This is a genomic window from Diaminobutyricimonas aerilata (assembly GCF_002797715.1).
Lineage (GTDB): Bacteria > Actinomycetota > Actinomycetes > Actinomycetales > Microbacteriaceae > Diaminobutyricimonas > Diaminobutyricimonas aerilata.
On sequence record NZ_PGFF01000001.1, the window covers coordinates 1,715,164 to 1,740,473 of the forward strand.

Sequence of the window (25,310 nt, forward strand, 5' to 3'; positions counted from 1 at the left end):
CACCAACCGAACGGAGCGTCCATGGCGTTGAAAGCCAGCCCCGACGACCAGGCACTGCTGCTCGATCTGCAGCGCTTGGACAACCTCGTGCAGCAGCTCGACCACCGGGCGAAGAACCTGCCCGAGCACGTGCAGCTCACCGCCCTCGCCCGCGAGGAGGAGCAGCTGCGTGTGCAGCTCGCCCAGCGCCTCGGCGCATGGGAGGACGCGAATGCCGAACTCAAGCGCACGGAGTCGGATGTCGCGGTGGTCGAGGCCCGCATGACGCGGGACAACGCCCGGTTGCAGGCGACCTCGTCGGTGCGCGACGTGCAGGCGCTCGAGCAGGAGCTCGCCGCCCTCACGTCGCGGCTGAGCGACCTCGAGGACATCGAGCTCTCGGTCATGGAGCGCGTGGAGGCCGCCCAGGCCGAACTCGACGCCACCCGCGCCGCGATGACGGAGATCGCGGCGAAGCGCGCGGAGCTCGAGCAGTCGCGCGACGCCGCGCTCGCCTCGATCGACGGCGACCGGCGGCACGCGCAGGCGAACCGCTCGACCGTCGCGGGACGGGTGCCGGCCGACCTGCTCGCGCTCTACGAGAAGCAGCGTGCCCGGTACGGCGTGGGCGCGTCGCTGCTGCGCGGAGGGATGTCGACCGCGTCCGGTGTCGCCCTCAACGCGTCCGACATGAACGCCGTGCGTGCCGCCGCCCCCGACGACGTGATCCTGTGCCCGGACTCCTCGGCGATCCTCATCCGCACCGCCGAGTCGGGGCTGTGATGGCGCGCGAACTCGTCGTCGAAGCCGACGGCGGATCCCGAGGCAACCCCGGACAGGCCGGCAGCGGCGCGATCGTCCTCGACCCGGCCACCGGGGAGGTGCTCGCGGAGATCGGCACGTACGTGGGGATCGCGACGAACAACGTCGCCGAGTACCGCGGACTCATCTCGGGTGTGAGCCGCGCGATCGAGCTCGACCCGCACGCCGTGCTCACGGTGCGGATGGACTCGAAGCTCGTGGTCGAGCAGATGAGCGGCCGCTGGAAGATCAAGCACCCCGACATGGCCGAGTTGGCCGCCGAGGCGCGCCGCGTGCTCACCGGAACGCCGGTGCGGTTCGAGTGGATCCCGCGCGAGAAGAACTCCCGTGCGGACAAGATCGCCAACGAGGCGATGGACAAGAAGCTCTCCTTCGCGCGCTGATCGACGCGGGCGGTCGACGCCGCCACCGGGTTGCCCGGTACCCTGGACGAAGCAAACGGGCCGGCAGACGGTCGCGTCGCCCGCTTCGGCGGGTGCCGAGGAACGTCCGGGCTCCACAGAGCAGGGCGGTGGGTAACACCCACCCGGAGTGATCCGCGAGAAAGTGCAACAGAGAGCAGACCGCCGCGCGCAAGCGCGGTAAGGGTGAAACGGTGGTGTAAGAGACCACCAGGCGCCCGAGTGATCGGGTGCGCTGGGTAAACCTCGCCCGGAGCAAGGTCAGACAGACGCCTATGAGGTTGCTCGCCTCGGCGTCGGGTGGACCGCTAGAGGGCTGCGGTGACGCAGTCCCGAGAGAGATGACCGTCGAAGGTGCCTCGTGCACTGGAACAGAACCCGGCGTATCGCCGGCCCGTTTGCCTCTACTGGAATGGTGTGATGGACCCGTTCCTCGCCACGCCCGCCTCGGACGACGACCGCTGGCTCGCCGACCGCCTCGACTCGAACGACGCGATGCACTGCGTCGTTCCGCGAAGGTTCGAGGCGTACGCGCGGGTGTTCCCGCCCGTGCACCGCAGGCGGTTCGACCCGGACGGTTGGGCGATGATCGACGAGCAGCGGATGTCGTGGGCCCAGATCGCGGACGAGACGGGCACGGTCGCGCATCCGCTCATGCAGTGGGACCGCATCGCGCCATCCTCCGAGGAACGCGATGGCGCGGGCCGCGTCACGTCCACGGCCGAACCGCAGCCCGGTTGGGCACCCGTGGAGCTCGTACAGCAGCTGGTGCGCCTTTTGCTGCCGCACACGTCGACACCGGATGCGGTGGTGGCCGGCATGTGGGAGGGCTACGGCGAGCTGCGCGAGGGCGGCAGCTGGCAGATCCTCCTCTGGGCCGGCGACGGACCCGCGCCGGAGCCGCCGCCCCGCACCTATCCCGAGCTCGCGTATCCGACCCTCGCTCTGCCGCAGCGCTCCCACCACCTTTTCACCGCGGACGGCCGCGCTGTGGCCACCGGCGACCCGGCCGAGTGGTTCACCGGCATCGGGCGCGCACCGAGCCTGGTGTGGCCGCACGACCGCTCGTGGACGATCGTGAGCGAGGTGGACTGGGACACCGTCGTCGTGGCGGGCTCGCGGGCCGCGATCGACGCCGTGCTCGCCGATGACACTCTCGAGACCGCCGAGATCCCGGCTGGAGCGGACCTCTCGAGCCTCGGCGATCGGATCAATCCGGCGAGAACCGATAACCCATCCCCGCCTCGGTGAGCAGGTAGCGCGGAGTCGACGGATCCGGCTCGAGCTTCTTACGCAGCTGCGAGAGGTAGAGGCGCAGGTATCCGGTGTCGCTCGTGTACTGCGGACCCCACACCTCGGTCAGGAGCGTCTCGCGCGTGACGAGCCGGCCCGGGTTGCGCAGCAGCACCTCGAGCAGGCGCCACTCGGTCGGTGTGAGCCGCACGCCCGCGCCGTCCCGCGTCACGACCCGCGCGGCGAGGTCGACGGTCACGCCGCCGAAGGTGACGGCCGCCGCATCCTGCTCGCCGGGCACCCGGCGGGCGAGCGCGCGGAGGCGCGCGAGCAGCTCGTCCGCGGCGAACGGCTTCGTGACGTAGTCGTCGGCACCGGCGTCGAGCGCATCGACCTTGTCCGCCGAGTCGCTGCGCCCGCTCACGACGAGGATCGGCACGCGGCTCCACCCACGCACCGCCTCGATGACCTCGATCCCCGTCAACCCGGGCATGCCGAGGTCGAGCACGATGAGATCCGGATGCTGGTGGATCGCGGCATCGAGCGCGGCGCCGCCGTCCGTGGCGGTGACGACCTCGTAGCCGCGTGCCGAGAGCGTGATGCGCAGGGCGCGGAGGATCTGTGGGTCGTCGTCGGCGATGAGCACCTTCACGCGTGAGCCTCCAGCTCAATCACCATGGTCAGCCCTCCACCGGGAGTGTCCTCGACGCCGAGTGTCCCACCCATCGCCTCGACGAAGCCCTTCGACAGCGCGAGACCGAGCCCGACGCCGGTCGTGTTGTCCGTGTCACCGAGTCGCTGGAAGGGGAGGAACACCTCTTCCCTGCGCTCCTCCGGGATGCCCGGCCCGGTGTCGACGACCCGCAGTTGAACGTGGGCGCCGAACGCGCTCGTCGTGACCCGCGGCCGTGCGCCTTCCGGCGAGTAGCGGAGCGCGTTCGCGAGCAGGTTGACGAGCGCACGCTGCAGCAGCACGGGGTCGGCGTGGGCGGGGCGGATGTCGGAGTCGAGCTGCACGACGACGTCGCCCGGGCCCAGTTCGAGCTCATCGAGCGCGCTCGCCACCACGCCGTCCAGGGCGACCGGCTCGATGCGCACGCCGAGTGCGCCCGCCTGCAGCCGGCTCGCGTCGAGCAGGTCCGTCACGAGAGCGGAGAGGGCTGCGAGGCTCTCCTCCGCCGTCGCCAGCAGGTCGCGCCGGTCGTCGTCGGAGAGCGCGAGGTCGGTCGACCGGACCGAGCTGACGGATGCCGTGGCGGCGGCGAGGGGGCGTCGCAGGTCGTGCCCGACGGAGGCGAGCAGGGCACTCCGCAGCCGGTCGGCCTCGGCGAGCGGTCGCATCTCGGCGGCCTCCGCGGCGAGGCGCCGCTGCAGGATGGCCGACTCGAGGTGGGTGACGAATGCCCCGAGCACCTTGCGGTCGGTCGGGTCGAGCGAGTGACCACGCAGATAGAGGGTCGCCCGGTCGCCGAGCGGGAAGGTCGACTCCTCGTCGTCGTCGGCCACGAGCGACGGCTCCACGGCTGCGGCGCGCGTCTCGCCGTCTTCGCGCAGCACGACGCTCGCCAGTCCGAACGCCTCCCTCAAGCGGTCGACGAGCGCCACCACCGCGTCGCCCCCGCGCAGCACGCTGCCCGCGAGGGTCACGAGCATCTCCGCTTCGGCGGAGGCCCGTGCCGCGATGCGCGCACGTCGCGCGGCCTGATCGACGACGAGGCTCACGAGCGCGGCGACGAGCAGGAAGATCGCGAGGGCCACGAGGTGCAGAGGGTCGGCGATGGTGACGGTGTACAACGGCTGCAAGAAGAAGTAGTCGAGCAGCAACCCGGCGCCGACGGCGGCGAGCAACGCCGGCCACAGTCCGCCGACGAGGGCGACGACGACCACGAGCAGCTGGTAGACGAGCACATCGCTCGTGAGCGAGTCCTCGCTGCGGACCGCGACGAGCAGCGCCGTGACGAGGGGCAGCGCGAGCGCGGCGACCCCGAATCCGAGCAGGCGCCGCTTGACCGACAGCGCGCCCACGGTCGCGGGCAGGCGCCGTCGACCGGCGAGGCCGTGATTCACGATATGCACGTCGATGTCGCCGGCACGTCGCACCACCCCGGCACCGTTGCCTGATCCGGTCAGGAGCGATTCGAGCCGGCCGCGTCGGCTGACGCCGATCACGAGCTGGGTGGCGCCCACGCTCCGGGCGAACTCGACGAGCGCGGCGGGCACGTTCTCGCCGACCACCTGGTGGTAGCCGCCGCCGAGGGTCTCGACGAGGGCACGCTGGGCCGCGAGCGTACCGGCATCGTCGCCGGCGAGACCGTCCGGACGTGTCACGTGCACGGCGTAGAGCTGGCCGCCGCCCGATCGTGCGGCGATCCGTGCGCCGCGGCGCAGCAGCGTCTCGCCCTCGGGGCCGCCGGTGAGGGCGACGACGATCCGCTCGCGCGCCTCCCACGGCTGGTCGATGCCCTGCTCCGTGCGATAGCGCTGCAGCGCGGAGTCGACCTCGTCGGCGAGCCAGAGCAGCGCGAGCTCGCGCAGGGCGGTCAGGTTGCCGAGGCGGAAGTAGTTCGAGAGGGCGGCGTCGATGCGCTCGGCGGGGTAGACGTCGCCGTCGGCGAGGCGGTCCCGCAGAGCCTGCGGCGCGAGGTCGACGACCTCCACCTGATCCGCCTGCCGCAGCACCGCATCCGGGATGGTCTCCCTCTGCGGAACTCCGGTGATGCGCTCGACGACGTCGTTGAGGGACTCGATGTGCTGGATGTTGACGGTCGAGATGACGTCGATGCCGGCATCCAGCAGCTCCTGCACGTCCTGCCACCGCTTGGCGTGCCGGGATCCGGGGGCGTTCGTGTGGGCGAGCTCGTCGACGAGCGCGATGCGCGGGGCCCGCGCCAGCACCGCGTCGACGTCCATCTCGTCGAGGCGCACCCCGCGGTGCTCGACGACTCGGCGGGCCACGAGTTCCGCCCCCGCGAGCACGGCCGTCGTGCCGGCGCGGCCGTGCGTCTCCACCACCGCGACGACCACGTCCTTGCCGGCGTGCCGCAGGCGGCCACCCTCCTCGAGCATCGCGTAGGTCTTGCCGACACCCGGCGCTGCACCGAGCAGCACCCGCAGGCGTCCCCTAGCCATCAGCGCCCATCCGGGTCCATCCCTTCGAGCGCGAGGTTGAGTTCGAGCACGTTCACGGTCGGCTCCCCGAGGTACCCGAGGTCGCGCCCTGCGATCCTAGACTCCACGAGCCGCCGCACGTCGGACTCGTCGAGACGGCGGGCGTCGGCCACCCGCGGCACCTGCAGGAGCGCGTACTCGGGGGAGATGTGGGGGTCCAGGCCGCTGCCGGATGCGGTGAGCGCGTCCGGGGGCACGGCCGCTCCGTCGAGTTCGCGAGCGGTGGCGCGTCGCTGTTCGATCGCATCACCCAGGTCGTCGTTGTTCGGGCCGAGGTTGCTGCCGCTCGAGGCGCCGCCGTCCCAGCCGTCGCCGGCCGCCGACGGGCGGGACTGAAACCACTGCGGCAACGGCTCGCCCTCGGCGTCGAGGAAACCCTGTCCGATCAGGGTCGATCCGACCACGTCGCCGTCATGGCGTACGAGCGATCCGTCGGCGCGCGAGGGGAAGGCCGTCTGGGCGATGCCCGTCACCACGAGCGGGTAGAGGGCTCCGAGCAGCACGGTGGCGACGATCATGCTGCGTAGCGCGACCCCGGTCTGGCCGAGGGTGCGTCTGCGAGAGGTGGTCACGGGGGTCTCCTCAGAATCCGGGGATGAGGCTCACGACGAGGTCGATGAGCTTGATGCCGACGAACGGGGCGATGAGCCCGCCGAGTCCGTACACGAGCAGATTGCGGCCGAGGATGCTCGAGGCATCCGCCGCTCGATATCGCACGCCGCGCAGGGCGAGCGGGATGAGGGCGATGATCACGAGCGCGTTGAACACGATCGCCGACAGGATGGCCGACGCCGGGGAGCTCAACCGCATGAGATCGAGCGCCTCGAGACCCGGGAAGACGCCCGCGAACATGGCCGGGATGATCGCGAAGTACTTCGCGACGTCGTTCGCGATCGAGAACGTCGTGAGCGAGCCGCGGGTGATGAGCAGTTGCTTGCCGATGCGCACGATGTCGATGAGCTTCGTGGGGTCGGAGTCGAGGTCGACCATGTTGCCGGCCTCTTTCGCGGCCGAGGTGCCCGTGTTCATCGCGACGCCGACATCCGCTTGCGCGAGGGCGGGCGCGTCGTTGGTGCCGTCGCCGGTCATCGCGACGAGGTGTCCGCCCTCCTGCTCCCGCCGAATGAGCGCGAGCTTCTGCTCCGGCGTCGCCTCGGCGAGGAAGTCGTCCACTCCGGCCTCGCGGGCGATCGCCGCGGCGGTGAGCGGGTTGTCGCCGGTGACCATGACCGTGCGGATGCCCATCGCCCGGAGCTCCGAGAAGCGCTCCGACAGGCCCTCCTTCACGACGTCCTTGAGGTGGATGACGCCGAGCACGCGGGAACGACCGCCGACCCGCTCGGCCACGACGAGGGGAGTACCGCCGGCGCGGGAGATCCGCGCGACGGCATCGTCGATCTCGGCGCGCCCTACCGTGTCGAGCGCATCGGTCTCGGTGACCCACCCGAGCACGGCGGATCCGGCGCCCTTGCGTACCTGCCGCCCGTCGGGGAGGTCGAGTCCGCTCATCCGCGTCTGCGCCGTGAACGGCACGACGACCGCGGCGGACGGCGCCGGCGGAACGGTGTGCCCCAGTGCGGCGGCGAGCTCGACGACCGAGGTGCCCTCGGGGGTCGGGTCGCTCGAGGACGCGACGCCCGCCGCGACCGCGAGTTCCGCCGCGTCGGTGCCGCCCACGGGCACGAACTCCGCGGCACGGCGGTTGCCGTACGTGATGGTGCCGGTCTTGTCGAGCAGCAGCGTCGTGACGTCGCCCGCCGCCTCGACGGCACGACCCGACATGGCGAGCACATTGTGCTGCACGAGCCGGTCCATGCCCGCGATGCCGATCGCCGAGAGCAGCGCGCCGATCGTGGTCGGGATGAGGCACACGAGCAGCGCGACCAGCACCGGCACGCTCACCGGCGCGCCCGCGTACGACGCCATCGGGTTCAGCGCGAGCACGACGACCACGAAGACGATCGACAGGGTGGCGAGCAGGATGTCGAGTGCGGTCTCGTTCGGGGTCTTCTGACGCGACGCGCCCTCGACGAGGGCGATCATGCGGTCGACGAAGGTCTGCCCGGGCGTGCTCGTGATGCGCACCACGATCCGGTCGGAGAGCACGCGCGTGCCGCCGGTGACCGCGCTGCGATCGCCTCCGGACTCGCGGATGACGGGGGCCGACTCGCCGGTGATGGCCGACTCGTCGACGGAGGCGATGCCCCACACGATGTCGCCGTCTCCGGGGATGAGCTCACCGGCCGTGACGACGACGGTGTCGCCGAGCTGCAGCTCCGCGGACGCCACCGCTCGTGTCGTGACGCGGGTCGCAGCGGCGTCGAGCGCCGCGTCGTAGTCGACGACGACCGTGGCGGTCGTGCTCGAGCGGGTCGCGCGCAGCGATTCCGCTTGCGCCTTGCCGCGGCCCTCCGCCACGGACTCGGCGAGCGTGGCGAAGAGCACGGTCGCCCAAAGCCATGCCGTGATCCCGGCGGTGAACGAGACCGGCATCGGCGAACCGCCCGAGGGCTGCGGGCCTGACACGAGCTGGACGATCGCGATGAGCGTCGTGAGCGCCGCTCCGACCTCCACGACGAACATGACGGGAGTGCGCCACATGCGGCGCGGATCGAGCTTGCGCACCGCACCCGGCAGTGCGTCGACGACCTGACGAGCGCTCCAGCGTCGTGGACCCCGGGGTGCCATGGGCGCGACGGCCGGCGCGGGGCGTTCGGTGAGGGTCGACATGATCAGGAGAGTCCTTCCGCCAGGGGCCCGAGCGCGAGCGCCGGGAAGTAGGTGAGTGCCGAGACGATGACGACGGTGCCGAGATGCAGCCCAGCGAACTGCGGGCGATGGGTCGGCAGAGTGCCGGGGCTGACCGGCACCTTCTGCTGCGCCGCGAACGACCCGGCGAGGGCGAGCACGAAGACGATGGGCAGCAGCCGTCCGAGGAGCATCGCGGCTCCGAGGGCGGCGTTGAGCCACGGCGTGTTGGCGGTGAGACCGGCGAACGCGGAACCGTTGTTGTTGGCCGCCGAGGTGAACGCGTAGAGCACCTCGCTGAAGCCGTGCAGTCCGGGGTTCCAGATCGAGGTCGCCTCGATGTCCCCCCGCACCGCCGGGATGGCGAAGCTCAGCGCGGTGCCGAGCAGCACGAGGGTCGGAGTCACGAGCAGGTACAGGCTCGCGAGCTTGATCTCCCGCGGACCGATCTTCTTGCCGAGGTATTCGGGCGTCCGTCCGACCATCAGTCCCGCGACGAACACGGCGAGGATCGCGACGACCAGGATGCCGTACAACCCCGACCCGACGCCCCCGGGCGCCACCTCGCCGAGCATCATGTTGACCATCGCCATCGCGCCGCCGAGCGGCGTGAAGCTGTCGTGCATCGCGTCGACGGCTCCCGTCGACGTGATCGTGCTCGTCGTGCCGAACAGCGTGGAGGCGCCGATGCCGAACCGCACCTCCTTGCCCTCCATCGCGCCTCCGGCCGCCTGGGTCGCCGAGCCGCCGGCGGCGAGCTCGAAGGCGGTCATGGCGGCGAGGGACGCGGTGAAGAGCGCGGCCATGACCCCGAGTACCGCGTAGCCCTGGCGGCGGTCGCCGACCATCGCCCCGAACGTGCGTGTGAGGGCGACCGGGATGAGCAGCATGAGCACGACCTGAAGCAGGTTGGTCCACGCCGTCGGGTTCTCGAAGGGATGCGCCGAGTTCGCGTTGAAGAACCCGCCGCCGTTCGTACCGAGGAGCTTGATGGCCTCCTGCGAGGCGACCGGACCGCCCGGGATCGTCTGGGTGCCGCCGGCGAGCGTCTCCACCTCCCGGAATCCCACGACGTTCTGGATGACGCCGCCCGCCGCGAGGAGTACCGCGGCCACGAGCGCGAGGGGCAGCAGGATGCGGCCGGTGCCGCGCACGAGGTCCACCCAGAAGTTCCCGATCGTCTCCGACCCGCGACGGGCGAGGCCACGCACGAGCGCGATCGCGACGGCCATGCCCACGGCCGCGGAGACGAAGTTCTGCACGGCCAGACCGGCGGCCTGAACGGTGTAGCCGACGGTGAGCTCGGGGGCGTACGACTGCCAGTTCGTGTTCGTCACGAACGAGACGGCGGTGTTGAACGAGAGCGCCTCCGACGGCGCCTCCAGTCCGAGCGCCCACGGCAGCACGGTCTGCGTCCGCTGCAGCGCGTAGACGAGCAGGATCCCGACGAGCGAGAAGGCGAGCACGCCGCGCAGGTAGGCGCCCCAGCTCTGCTCACGCGAGCCGTCGACGCCGATGAGGCGGTACAGCCCCTTCTCGACACGGAGGTGACGCTCACCCGTGTACACGCGCGCCATGTATTCGCCCAGCGGGCGATAGGCCAGCGCCAGGATGAGCACGACCGTGGCGAACTGCGCGGCGGCGAGCACCCACGCCGGCGCGTTTCCCCCGCCCATCAGAATCGCTCCGGGAGCAGCAGGGCGACAACCAGGTAGGCGAGGGTCGCGACGGCGAGCACGGCGGCGGCGATCGTCACGACGATCACAGCCGGGTCACCCCCCGCGCGACCAGCGAGACGAGACCGAGCAGGAGCAGGATCGCGAGCACGTAGACGACGTCAAGCACGACGACCGCCCGCGCACGCAACGGGGGAAGAGATGTTCACCCCCTCAGGCAACCCCCGCGTGGAGCATCCGTTGCCGGTCCTGACGGTTTCCTCACGCCGGCGGAGGATTCCCGAACGGACGGCTCACACCGTCAGGCGGTCGGTGTGTCGGTCACGACCACTGGTCGGTGGCGGCCGACCCCGCATCGGGCCGCACCCGTGGCACGGCGAGCGCGGCGGCGCCCAGGATGCCCGCGTTGTTGCGCAGCGCGGCCGGCACGATCGGGGCGCGCAGCGTCAACAGCGGCAGGAACTGCTCGTGGTGCTTCGAGACACCGCCGCCGACGATGAACAGGTCGGGGGAGAAGAGCATCTCGAGGTGCGCGTAGTACTTCTGCAGTCGACCGGCCCAGCGCTTCCAGCTGAGCCGCCCGCGTTCCTTCGCGGCGAACGACGCGCGCTTCTCGGCATCCCGACCGTCGAGGAGGAGGTGGCCCAGCTCGGTGTTCGGCACGAGGTCGCCGTCGAGGATGAGGGCGCTGCCGATGCCCGTGCCGAGGGTGGTGAGCAGGATGAGCCCGCGGGTGTCCTGCGCGGCGCCGTAACGCACCTCGGCCACGCCCGCGGCATCGGCGTCGTTGACGAAGTGGATGTTGCGCCCGAGGGCCTTCTCGAACAGCGCCTCCGCCTCGAGGCCGATCCACTCGTTGGAGACGTTCGCCGCCGACATGGTGCGCCCGTGCAGCACGACGGCGGGGAAGCAGACTCCGACCGGCACATCCGCGCCGTCGACCTCTGCGAGCAGTTCGGTCACGAGCTGCACGACGACCTCGACGATGTCGGTGGGTCGTCCGCCGCGCGGGGTGGGCTTCTTCAACCGGGCGCCCTGGAGTTCGCCGCTGTCGACATCGACGAGCGCCCCCTTGATGCCGGTGCCGCCGATGTCGATGCCGATCGCGAGAGTCGTCACTGGGTCGCCTTTCATGCCTCAGGGAGCGTGAGCACCTCGGCGCCACGTTCCGTGACGACGAGGGTGTGTTCGAATTGCGCCGAGGCGCTGCGGTCGCGGGTGGTGACCGTCCAGTCGTCGGCCCAGAGATCCCACTCCGTGCCGCCACCGAGGGTCAGCATCGGCTCGATCGTGAAGACCATGCCCGGCTCCATGACGGTGTCGAACCGGTCGGTGTCGTAGTGGGGGATGATCAGCCCGCTGTGGAACGCCTCACCGACCCCGTGGCCGGTGTAGTCGCGTACGACGCCGTAACCGAAGCGCTTCGCGTAGGACTCGATGGCGCGCCCGATCACGTTGACCTGCCGTCCCGGGGCGACCGTCTTGATGCCGCGCGCGAGCGCTTCGCGGGTGGCGTCGACGAGCTTCGCGACGTCGTCGGAGACCTCGCCCACGGTGAAGGTGGCGTTCGTGTCGCCGTGCACCCCGTCGTGGAAGGCGGTCACGTCGATGTTGACGATGTCGCCCTCGAGCAGCACGGTGTCGTCGGGGATGCCGTGGCAGATGACCTCGTTGACGGAGGTGCAGGACGACTTGGGGAACCCGCGATAGCCGAGGGTCGACGGATACGCGTGGTGGTCGAGCAGGTACTCGTGCGCGATGCGGTCGAGCTCATCCGTCGTCACACCGGGTCGCGCGGCCGCGCCGGCGGCCTGCAGGGCGCCCGCGGCGATGCGACTGCTCACCCGGATGCGCTCGATCGTCTCGGCGTCGTAGACGTCGCGACCACCGTACGGACTCGGCGCGTCCTTGCCGACGTACTCGGGCCGCGGGATCGAGGCGGGCACGGGTCGGCGGGCCGAGATCCGGCCCGGCGTGAGGTGTCCGCGCTCGTCTCGGGGCATACGATCAAGCCTAGTGAGAGCGGGAGGTCGCCATGACGCAATGGTGGTACAACCACAAGACCGGTGAGGTCGAAGAGGGCCCGAAGTCGCTCGGCAGCGATCGCGACGGTCCCTTCGCCTCGCGCGAGGAGGCGCAGCGCGCTCCGGAGATCGCGCGGGAGCGCGCCCGCAAGTGGGCCGAGGACGAGGCCCGGGGGCGCTGAGCCCGCCGCGCGCCAGTCGCCGGGCGCCACTCAGCCCATCGGCTCGGCTCGGGGATCCCACGCGGCGAGACGGCCGAGGAGCCCCATCGCGTCGTAGGGGGCGCGCACCTTGATGTCGTTGTCGAAGTAGACGTGCACGTCGCGGCCCTCGCCCAACCATCCGCGGGCCTTGTCGGCCCACCGGTCGAGCGCCTCGTCGTCGTAGCCGCTCTCGTAGAGCACCTCGTCGCCGTGCAGGCGCACGTAGGCGAAATCCGCCGTCATCCGCTCGAGGTACGGCCACTTGCCCGCCGTGTCGGCCACGACCGAGGCGACGTTGTGCTTCTCGAGCAGCGCGAAGAACTCGGCGGTGTCGAAGCTCTCGTGCCGCACCTCGACCGCGTGCCGCAACGGCCGGTCGACGGTGACGTCGAACCAGGTGCGGTCCTGCATGCGGTCCTCGCGCTCCTGCGCGAGCGCCTTCGCCTCGAACGTCGTGCGTGGCAGCAGGGTGAGGAACGCGTCGATCTCGTCCGCGTCGAAACGGTGGGTGGGGGAGAGCTGCCACAGCAGCGGACCGAGTTTGCCGTCGAGAGCGAGCACCCCGCTGGAGAAGAAGTTCGCCGTCGCGGCGCGCACGTCCTTCAGCCGCTTGATGTGCGTGATGTAGCGCGGCCCCGTGACGGCGAAGAGGAAGTCGTCGGGAACCTGCTCACGCCAGCTCTGCCAGCTCGTCGGGCGCTGCAGCGAATAGAACGACCCGTTGATCTCGATCGAGGTGAGCCGCTGCGACGCGTACGCGAGTTCGTCGCGCTGCCGCACGCCCTTCGGATAGAACACGCCCCGCCACGGGGCGTACGTCCACCCCGAGATCCCGATGCGCGCGTCGGCCACCGGCTCAGTCGTCGTAGCTGTGCTCGGGACCGGGATACACGCCCGACTCGACGTCCGCGCGATACGCCTGCGCCGCATCCGTCAGCACCGAGCGCAGGTCGGCGTACTGCTTGACGAACTTGGGGATGCGACCCCCGGTGAGGCCCGCCCAGTCGGTCCAGACGAGCAGCTGCCCGTCGGCGTGCGGGCCCGCGCCGACGCTGATGGTGGGGATGTGCAGTTCCTCGGTGACCCGCCGTGCGGCGTCCACCGGCACCATCTCGAGCACGACCGCGAACGCGCCGGCCTGCTGCACGGCGCGGGCGTCGGCGAGAAGGCGCTCGGCCTGCGCACCGCGTCCCTGGATGACGTGGCCCCCGAGCCCGTGTTCGCTCTGCGGGGTGAAGCCGATGTGCGCCATCACCGGGATGCCCGCCGAGACGATGCGGCGGATCTGCTCGGCACTGCGTTCCCCGCCCTCGAGCTTCACGGCGTGCGCGCCCGCCTCCTTCATGAAGCGGAACGCCGTGTGCAGCGCCTCGTCCGGCCCGGTCTCGTACGAGCCGAACGGCATGTCGGCGACGACGAGCGCACGGCGCACGGCGTTCGACACCGCGCGGGTGAGGGGGATGAGCTCGTCGATCGTGACCGGCAGCGTGGTGTCGTAGCCGAGCATCGTGTTGCCGGCCGAATCCCCGACGAGCAGGAAGTCGATGCCCGCGGAGTCGAATATCGACGCGGTGAGGGCGTCGTAGCTCGTGAGCCCCGTGATCTTGATGCCCTGCGCCTTCGCGTTCTGGAAGTGCCGGGTGCGGACCCTCTTGACGACTGCGTCTGCCATGGCGCCAGTCTAGGCGCGGCCCCCGCCGCATCCGGCGCCGCCGTGGGCCGACCCACCGTCGTCGTCTCGTCCCTCGACGACGCGCGGCGAAGACGCGGACCAAGTAGCCTGAACGAGCGATCCATCCCGAAATCCGGACCGTCGTAGAGGAGCTTTGTGGACAAGCAGCGCGACTTCGTTCTCCGCACCATCGAGGAGCGCGGCGTCAAGTTCGTTCGACTGTGGTTCACCGACGTCGTCGGCACCCTCAAGAGCGTGGCCATCGCGCCCGCCGAGGTCGAGGGCGCGTTCGCCGAGGGCCTCGGATTCGACGGCTCGGCCATCGAGGGGCTGACCCGCTCCTTCGAGGCCGACGTGCTCGCGCATCCGGACCCCAGCACGTTCCAGATCCTTCCGTGGCGGGGCGAGATCGACCCCACGGCCCGGATGTTCTGCGACATCACGACGCCCGACGGGCAGCCCGCCGTCGCCGACCCCCGCAACGTGCTGAAGCGCACGCTCGCGAAGGCGGCCGATGCCGGCTTCACGTTCTACACGCATCCGGAGATCGAGTTCTACCTGCTCAAGTCGAGCAAGTTCGAGGGCGGTGCCCCCGAGCCGGTGGACTCGGCGGGCTACTTCGACAACGTGCCCGGGGGCACGGCGCACGACTTCCGTCGCCGCAGCGTTCGGATGCTCGAAGACCTCGGCATCTCCGTCGAGTTCAGCCACCACGAGGCGGGCCCCGGTCAGAACGAGATCGACCTGCGCTACGCCGACGCGCTCACCACGGCCGACAACATCATGACCTTCCGCACGGTCATCAAGGAGGTCGCGATCGAGCAGGGCGTCTACGCGACGTTCATGCCGAAGCCGCTGTCGGGGGAGCCCGGGTCGGGCATGCACACCCACATGTCGCTCTTCGAGGGCGACACCAACGCCTTCTTCGACGCGGGCGGCCAGTACCAGTTGTCGAAGATCGGCCGGCAGTTCGTGGCCGGTCTGCTGACGCACGCCCCCGAGATCTCCGCGATCACCAACCAGTTCGTCAACTCCTACAAGCGCCTGTGGGGCGGTGACGAGGCGCCCAGCTTCGTCACGTGGGGTCACAACAACCGGTCGGCGCTCGTGCGCGTGCCACTGTACAAGCCCGGCAAGGGGCAGAGTTCGCGGGTCGAGTACCGCGCCATCGACTCCGCGGCGAACCCGTACCTCGCGTTCTCCGTCATGCTCGCGGCGGGCCTGCGCGGCATCGAGCGCGGCTACGAACTGCCGCCCGAGGCCGAGGACAACGTGTGGAGCCTCAGCGACGCCGAGCGGCGCGCCCTCGGCTATGCGCAGCTGCCCGCGAGCCTCGACCACGCGCTGTCGCTCATGGAGGACTCCGAGCTCGTCGCCGAGACGCTCGGCGAGCAGGTCTTCAACTTCGTGCTGCTCAACAAGCGGCGCGAGTGGCGCGAGTACCGGGCGCAGGTCACCCCGTACGAGCTCGAGAGGAACCTCGAGATCCTCTGAGATGCCCCGGACGCAGACCCTCAGCGACCTCGCCCGCCTCGGGTTCGTCGAGCTCAGCGGCAATCGGGAACGGGTCGCGGCTCTCGACGCCGGCGTGGTGCCGCTGTTCGCACACGCCGCCGATCCGGATGCGGCGCTCGACTGGCTGGAGAAGCTCGGGGAGCACGCGACGCCGCTGCTCGAGGATGAGGACGCGGCCGATCGGCTGATCCGGGTGCTCGGGGCGTCGTCGGGACTCGCGGCGTTCTTCGTGCGCCGTCCGGACGCGCTCGAGGCGCTGCGACAGCCGATCGACCGGCTGCCCACCGCCGACGCGCTGACGGCGTCGCTCGCGGATGCGGTGGAGGGCCTGTCGGGGGAGGACGCGTGGGTCGCGTTGCGGCTGAGGTACCGGAGGGAACTCGCGCGCATCACCGCGTGGGATGTGCGCCAGCCCGACCCGCTCGCCGCCGTGGACGCCGTGGCCGGGTGCCTGGCCGACCTCGCGGGGGCCGCGCTCGACGCCGCGCTCGCGGTCGCCCGGCACGACGTGCGGTTCCCGGCCGACGACGTCGCGCGCGTGCGCCTCGCGATCATCGGCATGGGCAAGGCCGGAGCGCGCGAGCTCAACTACGTGAGCGATGTCGACGTGATCTTCGTCGTCGAGGCGGCCGAGGGCCTCGCGAACGACCGCGCCGTCGAGATCGGCACGCGACTCGCGATGCACACGATGCGCGCCATCCAGGACCTCGCGATCGAACCGGCGCTGTGGGAGGTCGACGCCAACCTGCGCCCCGAGGGCAAGGACGGCGCGCTCGTGCGCACCCTCGAGTCGCACCTGGCCTATTACGACCGGTGGGCGAAGAGCTGGGAGTTCCAGGCCCTGCTGAAGGCACGTCCGCTCGCCGGGGACCGCGACCTGGGCGACCGGTACCTCGCGGGCGTCGCCCCGAAGGTGTGGTCGAGTGCGTCGCGCGAGAACTTCGTCGAGTCGGTGCAGCGGATGCGGGAGCGCGTCACCGCGCACATCCCGGCGGACGAGGTCGACGTGCAGCTCAAGCTCGGGCCGGGCGGCCTGCGCGACGTGGAGTTCACGATCCAACTGCTGCAGCTCGTGCACGGGCAGCACGACCCCGCGGTGCGCGCCGCCGGTACGCTGCCGGCCCTCGACGCCCTCGCCGAGGGCGGTTACATCGGACGCGTGGAGGCCGCCGAGTTCGCTCGCGACTACCGGCTGTTGCGCCTGCTCGAGCACCGCATCCAGCTCTCGAAGCTTCAGCGCACGCACCTCATGCCGAGGGACCCCGAGGCCGTGCGCGTGCTCGCCCGCGCGACGGGCATCTTCGCCTCCGCGAGCGAACTCATCGAGGCGTGGCACCGCACCAAGACGGCGGTGCGCTCACTGCACGAGAAGCTCTTCTACCGGCCTCTGCTCTCCGCCGTCGCTGCCTTGCCCGACGAGTCGCTCGCGCTGTCGAGCGAGCAGGCCGCGGCGCGCCTCGCCGCCATCGGGTTCGTCGACCCGCAGGGCGCGCTGCGGCACATCGCCGCGCTCACCGGGGGAGTGTCACGACGGGCGACGATCCAACGGACGCTGCTGCCGGTCATGCTGCAGTGGTTCTCCGAGGGCGCGGACCCCGACTACGGTCTGCTCGCGTTCCGCCGGTTGAGCGAGGACCTCGGCGAGGCGTACTGGTTCCTGCGGATGCTGCGCGACTCCTCCGCCGCCGCCCGGCACCTCGCGCAGGTGCTGTCGGCGTCCCGGTTCATCGGCGCCCTCTTCGAGCGCATCCCCGACGCGGCCGCCTGGCTCGAGAACGACGACGACCAGTTGCGCCCGCGTCCGCTGCGCGCGCTGCTCGACGAGTCGGCGGCGATCGCCTCGCGCCACGACGACATCGACGCCGCGGCGCTCTCGCTGCGCACGGCGCGACGCCGCGAGGTGCTGCGGGCCGCGCTCGGCGCGGTGCTCGGCGCGGTCTCCGTTGAGGAGCTCGGCCGGGCACTCAGCGACGTCACGACCGCGCTGCTCTCCGGGATGCTTGCGCTGCTGCACGACCGGGAGCGGGACGGCTTCGAGTTCGCGATCATCGCGATGGGGCGGTACGGCGGCGAGGAGCTCGGCTTCGGCTCCGACGCCGACGTCGTCTACGTGTACCGGCGCACCGATGCGCCGGAGGAGAGCGTGCAAGCCCGGGCCGAGGCGGTCGTGCGCGGCCTGAACCGGCTGACGGAGGACCTGCGGCTGCCGCTCGACCTCGACATCGGGTTGCGTCCCGAGGGCAAGAACGGGGCGATCATCCGGTCGCTCGACTCCTACCGCGCCTACTACCGGCGCTGGTCGCTCACCTGGGAGGCGCAGGCGCTGCTGCGCGCACGCGGCGCCGTCGGGGATCCGGAGCTGCTGCGCGACTTCGAGACGCTCGCCGACGAGGTGCGCTATCCGCAGGCGATCGAGGAACAGGCGGTGCGCGAGGTCAAGCGCATCAAGGCCCGCGTCGAGTCGGAACGTCTGCCGCAGGGCGCGGATCCGTCCCGCCATTTGAAGCTCGGTCGCGGCTCCCTCAGCGACGTCGAGTGGTTCGTGCAACTGCTGCAGTTGCAGCATGCGGCGCGCATCCCGGAGCTGCGCACCACATCCACGCTGCGCGCCCTCGCCGCGGCGACGGACGCCGGGCTCGTGCCGGCCGACGAGGCCACACGCCTGCACGACGCGTGGATCCTCGCCTCACGGGCGCGATCGGCGCTCACACTGTGGAACGCGAAGACGGCCGACGTGCTGCCCACCGACCGGGTGCAGCTCGAAGGTGTCGCCCGCCTGCTGGAGTACCCGCCGGGCTCCGCGAGCCGCCTCGAGGACGACTACCTGCGCACGACGCGCCTCGCCCGTCAGGTGTTCGACCGCCGGTTCTACGGCGCCCCGGCCCGTCCCGCGACCTGACGAGTCAGATCAGCTGCAGCTCGCGCAGCTTCGCCTCGACGTCGGCGTTGCTCGGCTCGACGTGGTGGCTGCCGTCGGCGTACACGACGACGGGGATGTTGGTGCGCCCGGAGATCCGCTTCGCCGCATCCGCCGCGTCGGCGCTCTGCTCCACGTCGATGTAGTCGTACGCGATCCCGAGTCCGTCGAGCTGGCGCTTGGTGCGGAGGCAGTCGCGGCACCAGTCCGCGCCGTACATCTGGATGGAGTTGTCGAGCATGTACCCGATCGTAGATACCGGCGGATTACAGCCCGCTGTGCGCCCGGGCCTCTCCGCCCGGAGCGGCGCTGGTCTCAGGTGAGGCGCTCGAACACCATGGTGGCTTGGATCCGGTCACCGCCGCCGAAACCGGCGGACCCCGACGACGCCGTGGTGATCGTGTGCAGGCGGTACCCTAACGCTGCCTGCTTGTTGATCACTTTCTCCAGCTCGGTCAGATTCCCGGAGCCGGTGCCGAAGAACTTCTCCTTGAGCACGACCTGAAGCACGACGTAGCTCATCCCGGCCGGCGCGGGTCGGGGTTGAGCACCCGCGACGGCCTCCGCTTGAACTCGCTCGATGACACCGCCGATGCCGGCCGGGGCGGGCGCGGGCGGTTGTACTGAGTCCGTCCACTTCTCGCCGTCCCACCACCGCATCGTTCCCGATCCGTCGTCGTACCAGCCTGCCTGCGCATCAGCCACCTGGGCTCCGTCTCTCTCGTCGACACGTCGTCTGTTTGCACAGGGTAGCGACGGCATCGACGGACGCGGGCGACAGCCACGGCCCAAGTTCGTGGGGGTGAAGTGAATCACCTCAAAAACGACGAACGGGCCGCACCCCGGAGGATGCGGCCCGTTCGTACGGGAAGCGTCAGACGCCGAAGTACAGCTCGTACTCGAACGGGTGCGGACGCTGCGCGAAGGGGAGGAGCTCCTTCTCACGCTTGTAGTCGATCCAGGTCTCGATGAGGTCGCGCGTGAACACGCCACCCTCGAGCAGGAACTCGTGGTCGGCTTCGAGCGCGAGGAGCGCGGCGTCGAGCGAGCCGGGCAGCTGCGGGATGCCCTTGGCCTCCTCCGGCGGGAGCTCGTAGAGGTCCTTGTCGACGGGCTCGTGCGGCTCGATCTTGTTCTTGATGCCGTCGATGCCGGCCATCAGCTGGGCCGCGAACGCGAGGTACGGGTTGCCCGAGCTGTCGGGGGCGCGGAACTCGATGCGCTTCGCCTTCGGGTTGGTGCCCGTGATCGGGATGCGGATCGACGCCGAACGGTTGCCCGCCGAGTAGACCAGGTTGACCGGGGCCTCGAAGCCGGGGATCAGGCGGTGGTACGAGTTGACCGTCGGGTTCGTGAACGCGGCGACCGCGGCGGCGTGCTTGAGGATGCCGCCGATGTACCAGCGCGCGATGTCGGAGAGGCCGCCGTAGCCCTGCTCGTCGTAGAACAGCGGCTTGCCCTCGTTCCACAGCGACTGGTGCGTGTGCATGCCCGACCCGTTGTCGCCCATGAGCGGCTTCGGCATGAAGGTCGCGACCTTGCCCCACTCGGCCGCCGTGTTCTTGACGATGTACTTGAACTTCAGGATGTCGTCCGCGGCGTGCACCATCGTGTCGAACTTGTAGTTGATCTCGCCCTGGCCGGCGGTGCCGACCTCGTGGTGCGAGCGCTCGACCTCGAGGCCGACCTCCATGAGCTTCACGACGATGTCGTCGCGCAGGTCGGCGTGCTGGTCGACCGGGCTCACCGGGAAGTAGCCGCCCTTGAACGGGGTCTTGTTGGCGAGGTTGCCGCCCTCTTCGACGCGACCGCTGTTCCAGGCGCCCTCGCTCGAGTCGACCTCGTAGAAGCTCTTGTTCTGCTTCACCTCGTAGCGCACGTCGTCGAAGATGTAGAACTCGGCCTCGGGGGCGAAGAACGCGGTGTCGGCGATTCCGGTGGAGGCGAGGTACTTCTCGGCCTTCTTGGCCACCTGGCGCGGGTCGCGCGAGTAGATCTCGCCGTTGCGCGGGTTGTAGATGTCGAACAGCACGACGAGGGTGCGCTCGGCGCGGAACGGGTCGATGTACGCCGTGGTGACGTCGGGGATCAGCTGCAGGTCGGACTCGTGGATGGACTGGAAGCCGCGGATCGAGGAGCCGTCGAACATCTGGCCGACGGTGAAGAAGTCCTCGTCGACCGTGGAGGCCGGGATGTTGAAGTGCTGCTGGACCCCGGGGAGGTCCGTGAAACGGATGTCGAGAAAGACGACGTCCGTGTCCTTGATGAACTTGAGCACCTCGGATGAGTCACTGAACATGTGAAGCGTCTCCTGGGTTTGGTACTGAGAGCGACCGCGAGATGCAGCCATGGTCGACGCTAGGGGGAGGCCGTTTCGCCGTAGTGACGCGATTGTTTCGACCGTGTTACACGTGGGCGGCGACCTAGGATGCTCTGGTGAGCACGAGTACGACCGCGTCGGCGGACTGGCCCGGTCGGCGGCTGGGATTGCCGGAGGACGGAGCCCGATCGATCGCCCGTCCCGGGCGTCGGATCGCGGCGATCGCCATCGACTGGGCGATCGCGACGCTCGTCTCGGTTGCGTTCTTCTCGCCGCTCGGGTGGCTCGAGATCAACGCGCTCGCGACGACCCTGGTGTTCGCGACGGAGCAGATCGTGCTGCTCGTGCTGCTCGGCGGCGGCATCGGGCATCTGCTGCTCGGGATGCGCGTCGTGCCGGTCGCCGGTGGCTACCTGGGCGTCTGGCGTCCTGTGGTGCGCACCGCCCTGCTGTGCCTCGCGATTCCGGCGCTCATCTGGGATCGCGATCAGCGCGGCATGCACGACCGGCTCGTCGGCACGGTGCTCGTCCGACGCTGACGACGTCGTCCGCACCGTGGAGGTGCGGCGTTCGGATCAGCGCGGACGCTGCGCGCGCACGCGCATCGGGTCGACGCCCTTGGGGATCGGCAGGCCGTTCTTGCCGAGCGAGTTGAGACGGTTCGACACCGCGACGACCTCGGCGCGGCTGAGCGACTTCTTGTACTTGTTGAGGCCGCGGGAGACCTTGTGCAGCGGCGTGGAGTCCGCGTCGGGACCCACGTACATGAAGTGCACCGGCACGTTCGGCAGCACGCGCACGACGTTGCGCCGCTCGTCGTCGAGCATCCGCTGGGTGCGGGAGCGCGGGCCTTCGCCGATGAGCACGACGCCGGCCTTGCCGACGGCGCGGTACACCGCGTCCTGGGTGCGCGGGCTCACGTTGACCGGCATCTCGCTCGCGCGCCAGCTGCGGCGCAGCGAGCTCTTGAGCACGGCGCCGACGGCGCCCGGCTGGCCGGCGATCTGCGAGTACGCCGCCTTCTCCGCACGGCGGCCGAGCACGATGAGCGTGCCGAGCAGACCACCCATGAGACCGGCGACGATGTAGAGCACGAGCACGACGGGGTTGCCTGCGCCGAAGACGACGGCGAGCACGATGCCGAGCGCCAGGGGCAGCACGAACGCGAGCAGCATGTACCAGACGGCGAGCGAGTCGTACCGCCGCGTCATCTGGAACACCTGCCACATCTGCTTCATGCGACCGGGTTCCTTCGCGGGCGTGGGGGTGCGTGCCATGGCATCAAGGATACGGCCTCGGCGACCCGCCGGGCCCGGTCGTCCTCCCTGAGCGGAACGCGTGCCCGCTCGTCCCCAGATGGCCCGGGCGACGGCCCGCACGGCGGTCGCGCGGGGCACGCTGGGCGGCATGGCCATCCTCCCCTCGGACACCGGTACGGAACCGCCCGCGCCGGCAGGGGAGAGAGGTCGGCCGGTGGGCTCGGTCCTCGCCGGCGCCCAGGTGCTGCGCCGCGTCGGCGCCGGGACCCGCGCCGACGTGTACCTCGGCCGAGTGGGGGAGGCAGCGGTCGCGCTCAAGGTGCTCCGTCATCCGTCCTCGCCCGCCGACGCGGAACGCGAACTGGCCGCGCTGCTCGCGGCCGCGGGCCCGCACGTCGTCGAGGTGCTCGACCTGGGATCGGCACCCGACGGCTCTCCCGTGCTCGTGCTCGAGCTGCTGCAATCCCGGCATCTCGGCGCGCTGCTGGCCGAGCGGGAGGATCTGTCGCCGGGGGAGGCGATCACGCTGCTGCAGCCCCTCGCGACGGCCGTCGAACGGATGCAGGGTCGCGGGGTGGCGCACGGGGCGCTGTCGGCGAGCGCGGTGTTGTTCCGGAGCGACGGCGCGCCGGTGCTCGCGCGATTCGGGGCCGCGCGATCCGGCCTCGCGGGGCACTCCCCGGCCGCGAGGGAGGCGGATCCGATGTTGCGTTCGGATGTCGCCGCGCTGCGGGCCCTCGCTCTCGCTGTGCTCGACCGTGTGGTCGACGGCGGCGATGCGGTCGCGGCGTTGCGATCGTGGGTGGAGGGCGGGGCGGACGGCGACTTCCCGGCCGCCCTCGCCGAGCGCGTGTTCGACCTCGGGCCGGCGGAACCGATCCGGATCGCCGCCTCCGGTGCGGTGCGCGGGCTCCTGGGGCGTGCGACGCCGGTCTCGCCTCCGGTCCGACACATGTCGGAACCGGCCACCGGTCTCTGGCGTCTCGTTCCCGAGGAGCTCAGGTCGCTCGTCACCGACCGGTGGGACGCGGTGGCACGCCGGGTGGCCCGCCGCGGAGCGGACGGCGGCCCGCCCTCCGCCGCCGGGCTGCTCACCCGGCTCCGCGGCGTGAGGCGGCGCTACTGGGTGGCCGCCGCGGTCTCGGGTGCGTTCCTCGTCGCCGGATCGGGCCTCGTGGCGCTGCTCGAGGCGGATGCGGGCGCGGTCGCGTCCGGTTCGGGCGACGTCGACGCATCGCAGGGGAGCACTCCCGACCCGTCGCACGAAGCGGACGTCGGGCACGTCGACGACGCAGAGCGGGGCACCGCGGGAGCGACACCGGGGGAGTCCGCGCCGGACGAGCCGGTCGCAGCAGCGCACGCGCTGCTGTCCTTGCGATCGCAGTGCTTCGCGGACCTCGATGCCGACTGCCTCGACCGCGTCGCGCATCCGGGATCGTCCGTGCTCACCGACGACCGGCGCGCACTCGACGCGGGTGTGGCGACGGGACGGGTCGATCCGCCGTGGCCCGATCCGGCGACGGCGGGAACCGTGGAGCTCGTGCAGGACCTCGGCGGGGCGGTGCTGATGCGCGTGGACACCCCGGAACGCGGACCGGCCTCGGTCCTGATGGTCAGGACCGAGGCCGGGTGGCGCATCCGCGACATCGTCGCGGGGGATCAGATACCGAGCTGACCCTCGAAGTCGCCCTCCTCGAGGCGGTTCTTCACCGCGACGAGGAAGCGGGCGGCGTCGGCACCGTCGACGATGCGGTGGTCGTAGCTCAGCGCGAGGTACACGGTCGAGCGGATCGCGATCGCATCGTTGCCGTCGACCGACACGACGGCCGGCTTCTTCGACACGATGCCGGTGCCGAGGATCGCCGACTGCGGCAGGAACACCAGGGGCGTGTCGAACAGCGCGCCACGCGAACCGGTGTTCGTCAGCGTGAACGTGCCGCCGGCGAGCTCGTCGGGCTTGAGCTTGTTCTCGCGGGTGCGCGCGGCGAGATCCGCGATCTCGCGGGCGAGCCCGGCGATGTCCTTGGTCGACGCGTCACGGATGACCGGCGTGAGCAGGCCGCGCTCGGTGTCCACCGCGATGTTCAGGTTCTCGGTGGGCGGGTAGACGATCGTCTCGCCGTCGACGGTCGCGTTGATCACCGGGTAGGCGCGCAGCGCCTCCACGGCGGCGAGGGCGAAGAACGGCAGGAACGACAGCTTCGTGCCCGTCTTCTCGAGGAACGACGCCTTCACGCGGTCGCGCAGTGCGGCCACCTTCGTCACGTCGACCTCGACGACGGTCGTGAGCTGAGCGGAGGTCTGCAGCGACTGGACGGCACGCTGGGCGACGACCTTGCGCAGTCGCGACATCGGCACCGTGGTGCCGCGCAGCGGCGAGTCCTCGAGCTTCTGGCGTGCCGGAGTGGCCGGCGCCTCGGCGGCCGCCGCGGCAGGCTGGGCCTTCTCGGCCGCCTCGAGCACATCCTGCTTGCGGATGCGACCGCCGACACCGGTGCCGGTGAGGGAGGCGAGGTCGATGCCCTTCTCGTGAGCGAGCTTGCGCACAAGCGGCGTCACGTAGCCGGCGTTCGCACCGGACTCGTCGTCCGACGACGGGGCGGCCTCGGCCTGCGGCGCCGCCTGCGGGGCGGGCTCGGCTGCGGGCTGCTCGGCCTGGGGTGCCGGCTGCGACGCGGGCTCGTCGCCCGGCTGAGCGCCGGTCGGCGCGGGGGAGTCCTGCGCCGCCGGGGGCTGGTCGGCCTCCGGGGCGGGGGCGGGCGCCTCCGCGGGCTGCGGCTCCTCGCCGGGGGCCGGGGCTCCGTCGGTGGGCACCTCGGTGGACTCCGCCTGCGGGATCTGCGGTTCCGCGGCCGGCGCGTCGATCGAGGGGGCCGTGGCCGGTGCGGCGGCCGCGGGCGCGGTCTCGGCCGGAGCGGCACTCACGGGCGCCGGAGTCTGCTCGGCCGGAGCCTGCTGCGGAGCCTCCTGCGCGGGCTGCTGCTGCTGCTGGGGAGCCTCCTGCTGCGGGGCCTCCTGCGCGGGGGCGGCGGGCGCCTCCTGGGCGGCGGGAGCCTGCTCACCGGGCGCGCTCGAGTCGCCGCCACCGGAGCCGTCACCGATCCGCACGAGCGGGGTGCCGACCTCGACGGTCTCGTCCTCGCCGACGAGGATCTCCTCGACCACGCCCGCGATGGGGGACGGGATCTCGGTGTCCACCTTGTCGGTGGAGACCTCGAGCAGCGGCTCGTCGACCTCGACGCGGTCGCCCACGTTCTTCAACCAGCGGGTCACCGTGCCCTCGGTGACACTCTCTCCGAGTGCCGGGAGGTTGACGGATTCGCTCATCAGTGATGCTCCTTATTGCCCGTGTGTGACGGTGTGTACAGCTTAG

23 protein-coding genes and 1 other RNA gene are annotated in these 25,310 nt (G+C 70.9%); 9 read left to right on the top strand and 15 right to left on the bottom strand.

The window, feature by feature from the left end; all coding sequences use genetic code 11:
* Positions 1–21: 21 nt before the first annotated feature.
* The 4 genes from CLV46_RS08250 (at position 22) to CLV46_RS08265 (ending at position 2,453) form a co-directional block, all read left to right on the top strand.
* Entirely contained in the window at positions 22–762 is a 741-nt protein-coding gene (locus CLV46_RS08250) for a zinc ribbon domain-containing protein (protein ID WP_245866652.1), read from the top strand.
* Positions 762–1,184, top strand: a complete 423-nt coding sequence (locus tag CLV46_RS08255; protein WP_100364326.1) for a reverse transcriptase-like protein — start codon at positions 762–764, stop codon at positions 1,182–1,184. The genes CLV46_RS08250 and CLV46_RS08255 overlap by 1 nt, the downstream gene beginning before the upstream one ends.
* Positions 1,185–1,239: 55 nt before the next feature.
* Positions 1,240–1,604, top strand: an RNA gene (gene rnpB / locus CLV46_RS08260) — RNase P RNA component class A.
* Positions 1,605–1,622: 18 nt separating this feature from the next.
* Entirely contained in the window at positions 1,623–2,453 is an 831-nt protein-coding gene (locus CLV46_RS08265; protein WP_100364327.1) for a hypothetical protein, read from the top strand.
* Here CLV46_RS08265 and CLV46_RS08270 read toward each other — a convergent pair.
* The 8 genes from CLV46_RS08270 to map form a co-directional block, all read right to left on the bottom strand.
* Positions 2,413–3,087, bottom strand: coding sequence for a response regulator (locus CLV46_RS08270; RefSeq protein ID WP_100364328.1), 675 nt, complete (start codon positions 3,085–3,087; stop codon positions 2,413–2,415). The two genes, CLV46_RS08265 and CLV46_RS08270, sit on opposite strands and share 41 nt — an antisense overlap.
* Complete coding sequence (locus CLV46_RS08275; protein ID WP_100364329.1) at positions 3,084–5,564, bottom strand: DUF4118 domain-containing protein; 2,481 nt, start codon at positions 5,562–5,564, stop codon at positions 3,084–3,086. Before CLV46_RS08275 ends, CLV46_RS08270 begins: the two co-directional genes overlap by 4 nt.
* On the bottom strand, positions 5,564–6,175 hold the full coding sequence (kdpC, locus tag CLV46_RS08280) for a potassium-transporting ATPase subunit KdpC (protein ID WP_281253563.1): 612 nt from the start codon (positions 6,173–6,175) through the stop codon (positions 5,564–5,566). The genes CLV46_RS08275 and kdpC overlap by 1 nt, the downstream gene beginning before the upstream one ends.
* A 10-nt stretch (positions 6,176–6,185) precedes the next feature.
* Positions 6,186–8,333 carry a potassium-transporting ATPase subunit KdpB gene (gene kdpB, locus CLV46_RS08285; protein ID WP_100364330.1) on the bottom strand — a complete coding sequence of 716 codons (2,148 nt, stop codon included), beginning with the start codon at positions 8,331–8,333 and terminating at the stop codon, positions 6,186–6,188.
* Positions 8,334–8,335: 2 nt separating this feature from the next.
* The gene (gene kdpA, locus CLV46_RS08290) at positions 8,336–10,027 is read right to left on the bottom strand and encodes a potassium-transporting ATPase subunit KdpA (RefSeq protein ID WP_100364331.1); all 1,692 of its coding nucleotides are present in this window, start codon (positions 10,025–10,027) and stop codon (positions 8,336–8,338) included.
* Positions 10,027–10,116, bottom strand: a complete 90-nt coding sequence (locus CLV46_RS08295) for a potassium-transporting ATPase subunit F (RefSeq protein WP_100364332.1) — start codon at positions 10,114–10,116, stop codon at positions 10,027–10,029. Before CLV46_RS08295 ends, kdpA begins: the two co-directional genes overlap by 1 nt.
* Before the next feature lie 232 nt (positions 10,117–10,348).
* On the bottom strand, positions 10,349–11,146 hold the full coding sequence (gene ppgK, locus CLV46_RS08300) for a polyphosphate--glucose phosphotransferase (protein ID WP_245866655.1): 798 nt from the start codon (positions 11,144–11,146) through the stop codon (positions 10,349–10,351).
* 11 nt (positions 11,147–11,157) lie between these two features.
* Positions 11,158–12,030 (bottom strand): type I methionyl aminopeptidase, encoded by an 873-nt coding sequence (gene map, locus CLV46_RS08305; RefSeq protein WP_100364334.1) that lies wholly within the window; start codon positions 12,028–12,030, stop codon positions 11,158–11,160.
* A gap of 32 nt (positions 12,031–12,062) precedes the next feature.
* Between map and CLV46_RS08310 the strand changes: the two genes are divergently transcribed.
* Positions 12,063–12,233, top strand: coding sequence for a methionine aminopeptidase (locus CLV46_RS08310; protein ID WP_100364335.1), 171 nt, complete (start codon positions 12,063–12,065; stop codon positions 12,231–12,233).
* 30 nt (positions 12,234–12,263) lie between these two features.
* On the opposite strand, the gene CLV46_RS08315 is transcribed toward CLV46_RS08310, so the two are convergent.
* Positions 12,264–13,106 carry a DUF72 domain-containing protein gene (locus tag CLV46_RS08315; RefSeq protein ID WP_100364336.1) on the bottom strand — a complete coding sequence of 281 codons (843 nt, stop codon included), beginning with the start codon at positions 13,104–13,106 and terminating at the stop codon, positions 12,264–12,266.
* 4 nt (positions 13,107–13,110) lie between these two features.
* Positions 13,111–13,926 carry a 3-methyl-2-oxobutanoate hydroxymethyltransferase gene (panB, locus tag CLV46_RS08320; protein ID WP_100364337.1) on the bottom strand — a complete coding sequence of 272 codons (816 nt, stop codon included), beginning with the start codon at positions 13,924–13,926 and terminating at the stop codon, positions 13,111–13,113.
* 156 nt (positions 13,927–14,082) lie between these two features.
* Here panB and CLV46_RS08325 point away from each other — a divergent pair, with 156 nt between their 5' ends.
* Both CLV46_RS08325 and CLV46_RS08330 read left to right on the top strand, forming a co-directional pair.
* On the top strand, positions 14,083–15,420 hold the full coding sequence (locus CLV46_RS08325) for a glutamine synthetase family protein (RefSeq protein WP_100364338.1): 1,338 nt from the start codon (positions 14,083–14,085) through the stop codon (positions 15,418–15,420).
* Between the two features lies 1 nt (position 15,421).
* Positions 15,422–18,340: a bifunctional [glutamine synthetase] adenylyltransferase/[glutamine synthetase]-adenylyl-L-tyrosine phosphorylase gene (locus CLV46_RS08330; RefSeq protein WP_100364339.1), complete on the top strand. Its 2,919-nt coding sequence runs from the start codon at positions 15,422–15,424 to the stop codon at positions 18,338–18,340.
* Between the two features lie 4 nt (positions 18,341–18,344).
* On the opposite strand, the gene CLV46_RS08335 is transcribed toward CLV46_RS08330, so the two are convergent.
* From CLV46_RS08335 to glnA, 3 genes are all read right to left on the bottom strand, one after another.
* On the bottom strand, positions 18,345–18,599 hold the full coding sequence (locus CLV46_RS08335) for a glutaredoxin domain-containing protein (RefSeq protein ID WP_100364340.1): 255 nt from the start codon (positions 18,597–18,599) through the stop codon (positions 18,345–18,347).
* Positions 18,600–18,673: 74 nt separating this feature from the next.
* The gene (locus tag CLV46_RS08340; RefSeq protein ID WP_100364341.1) at positions 18,674–19,063 is read right to left on the bottom strand and encodes a DUF2510 domain-containing protein; all 390 of its coding nucleotides are present in this window, start codon (positions 19,061–19,063) and stop codon (positions 18,674–18,676) included.
* A 169-nt stretch (positions 19,064–19,232) separates the two neighbouring features.
* Positions 19,233–20,657 (bottom strand): type I glutamate--ammonia ligase, encoded by a 1,425-nt coding sequence (glnA, locus tag CLV46_RS08345; RefSeq protein WP_100364342.1) that lies wholly within the window; start codon positions 20,655–20,657, stop codon positions 19,233–19,235.
* 137 nt (positions 20,658–20,794) lie between these two features.
* Between glnA and CLV46_RS08350 the strand changes: the two genes are divergently transcribed.
* A complete protein-coding gene (locus CLV46_RS08350) occupies positions 20,795–21,217 on the top strand; it encodes an RDD family protein (RefSeq protein WP_100364343.1) in 423 nt (140 codons plus the stop codon).
* Between the two features lie 36 nt (positions 21,218–21,253).
* On the opposite strand, the gene CLV46_RS08355 is transcribed toward CLV46_RS08350, so the two are convergent.
* Positions 21,254–21,955, bottom strand: a complete 702-nt coding sequence (locus CLV46_RS08355; protein ID WP_100364344.1) for a DUF4191 domain-containing protein — start codon at positions 21,953–21,955, stop codon at positions 21,254–21,256.
* A gap of 196 nt (positions 21,956–22,151) precedes the next feature.
* Between CLV46_RS08355 and CLV46_RS08360 the strand changes: the two genes are divergently transcribed.
* Positions 22,152–23,612, top strand: a complete 1,461-nt coding sequence (locus CLV46_RS08360; protein WP_100364345.1) for a protein kinase — start codon at positions 22,152–22,154, stop codon at positions 23,610–23,612.
* Here CLV46_RS08360 and sucB read toward each other — a convergent pair.
* Entirely contained in the window at positions 23,597–25,264 is a 1,668-nt protein-coding gene (sucB, locus tag CLV46_RS08365; RefSeq protein ID WP_100364346.1) for a 2-oxoglutarate dehydrogenase, E2 component, dihydrolipoamide succinyltransferase, read from the bottom strand. The two genes, CLV46_RS08360 and sucB, sit on opposite strands and share 16 nt — an antisense overlap.
* Positions 25,265–25,310: the final 46 nt, after the last annotated feature.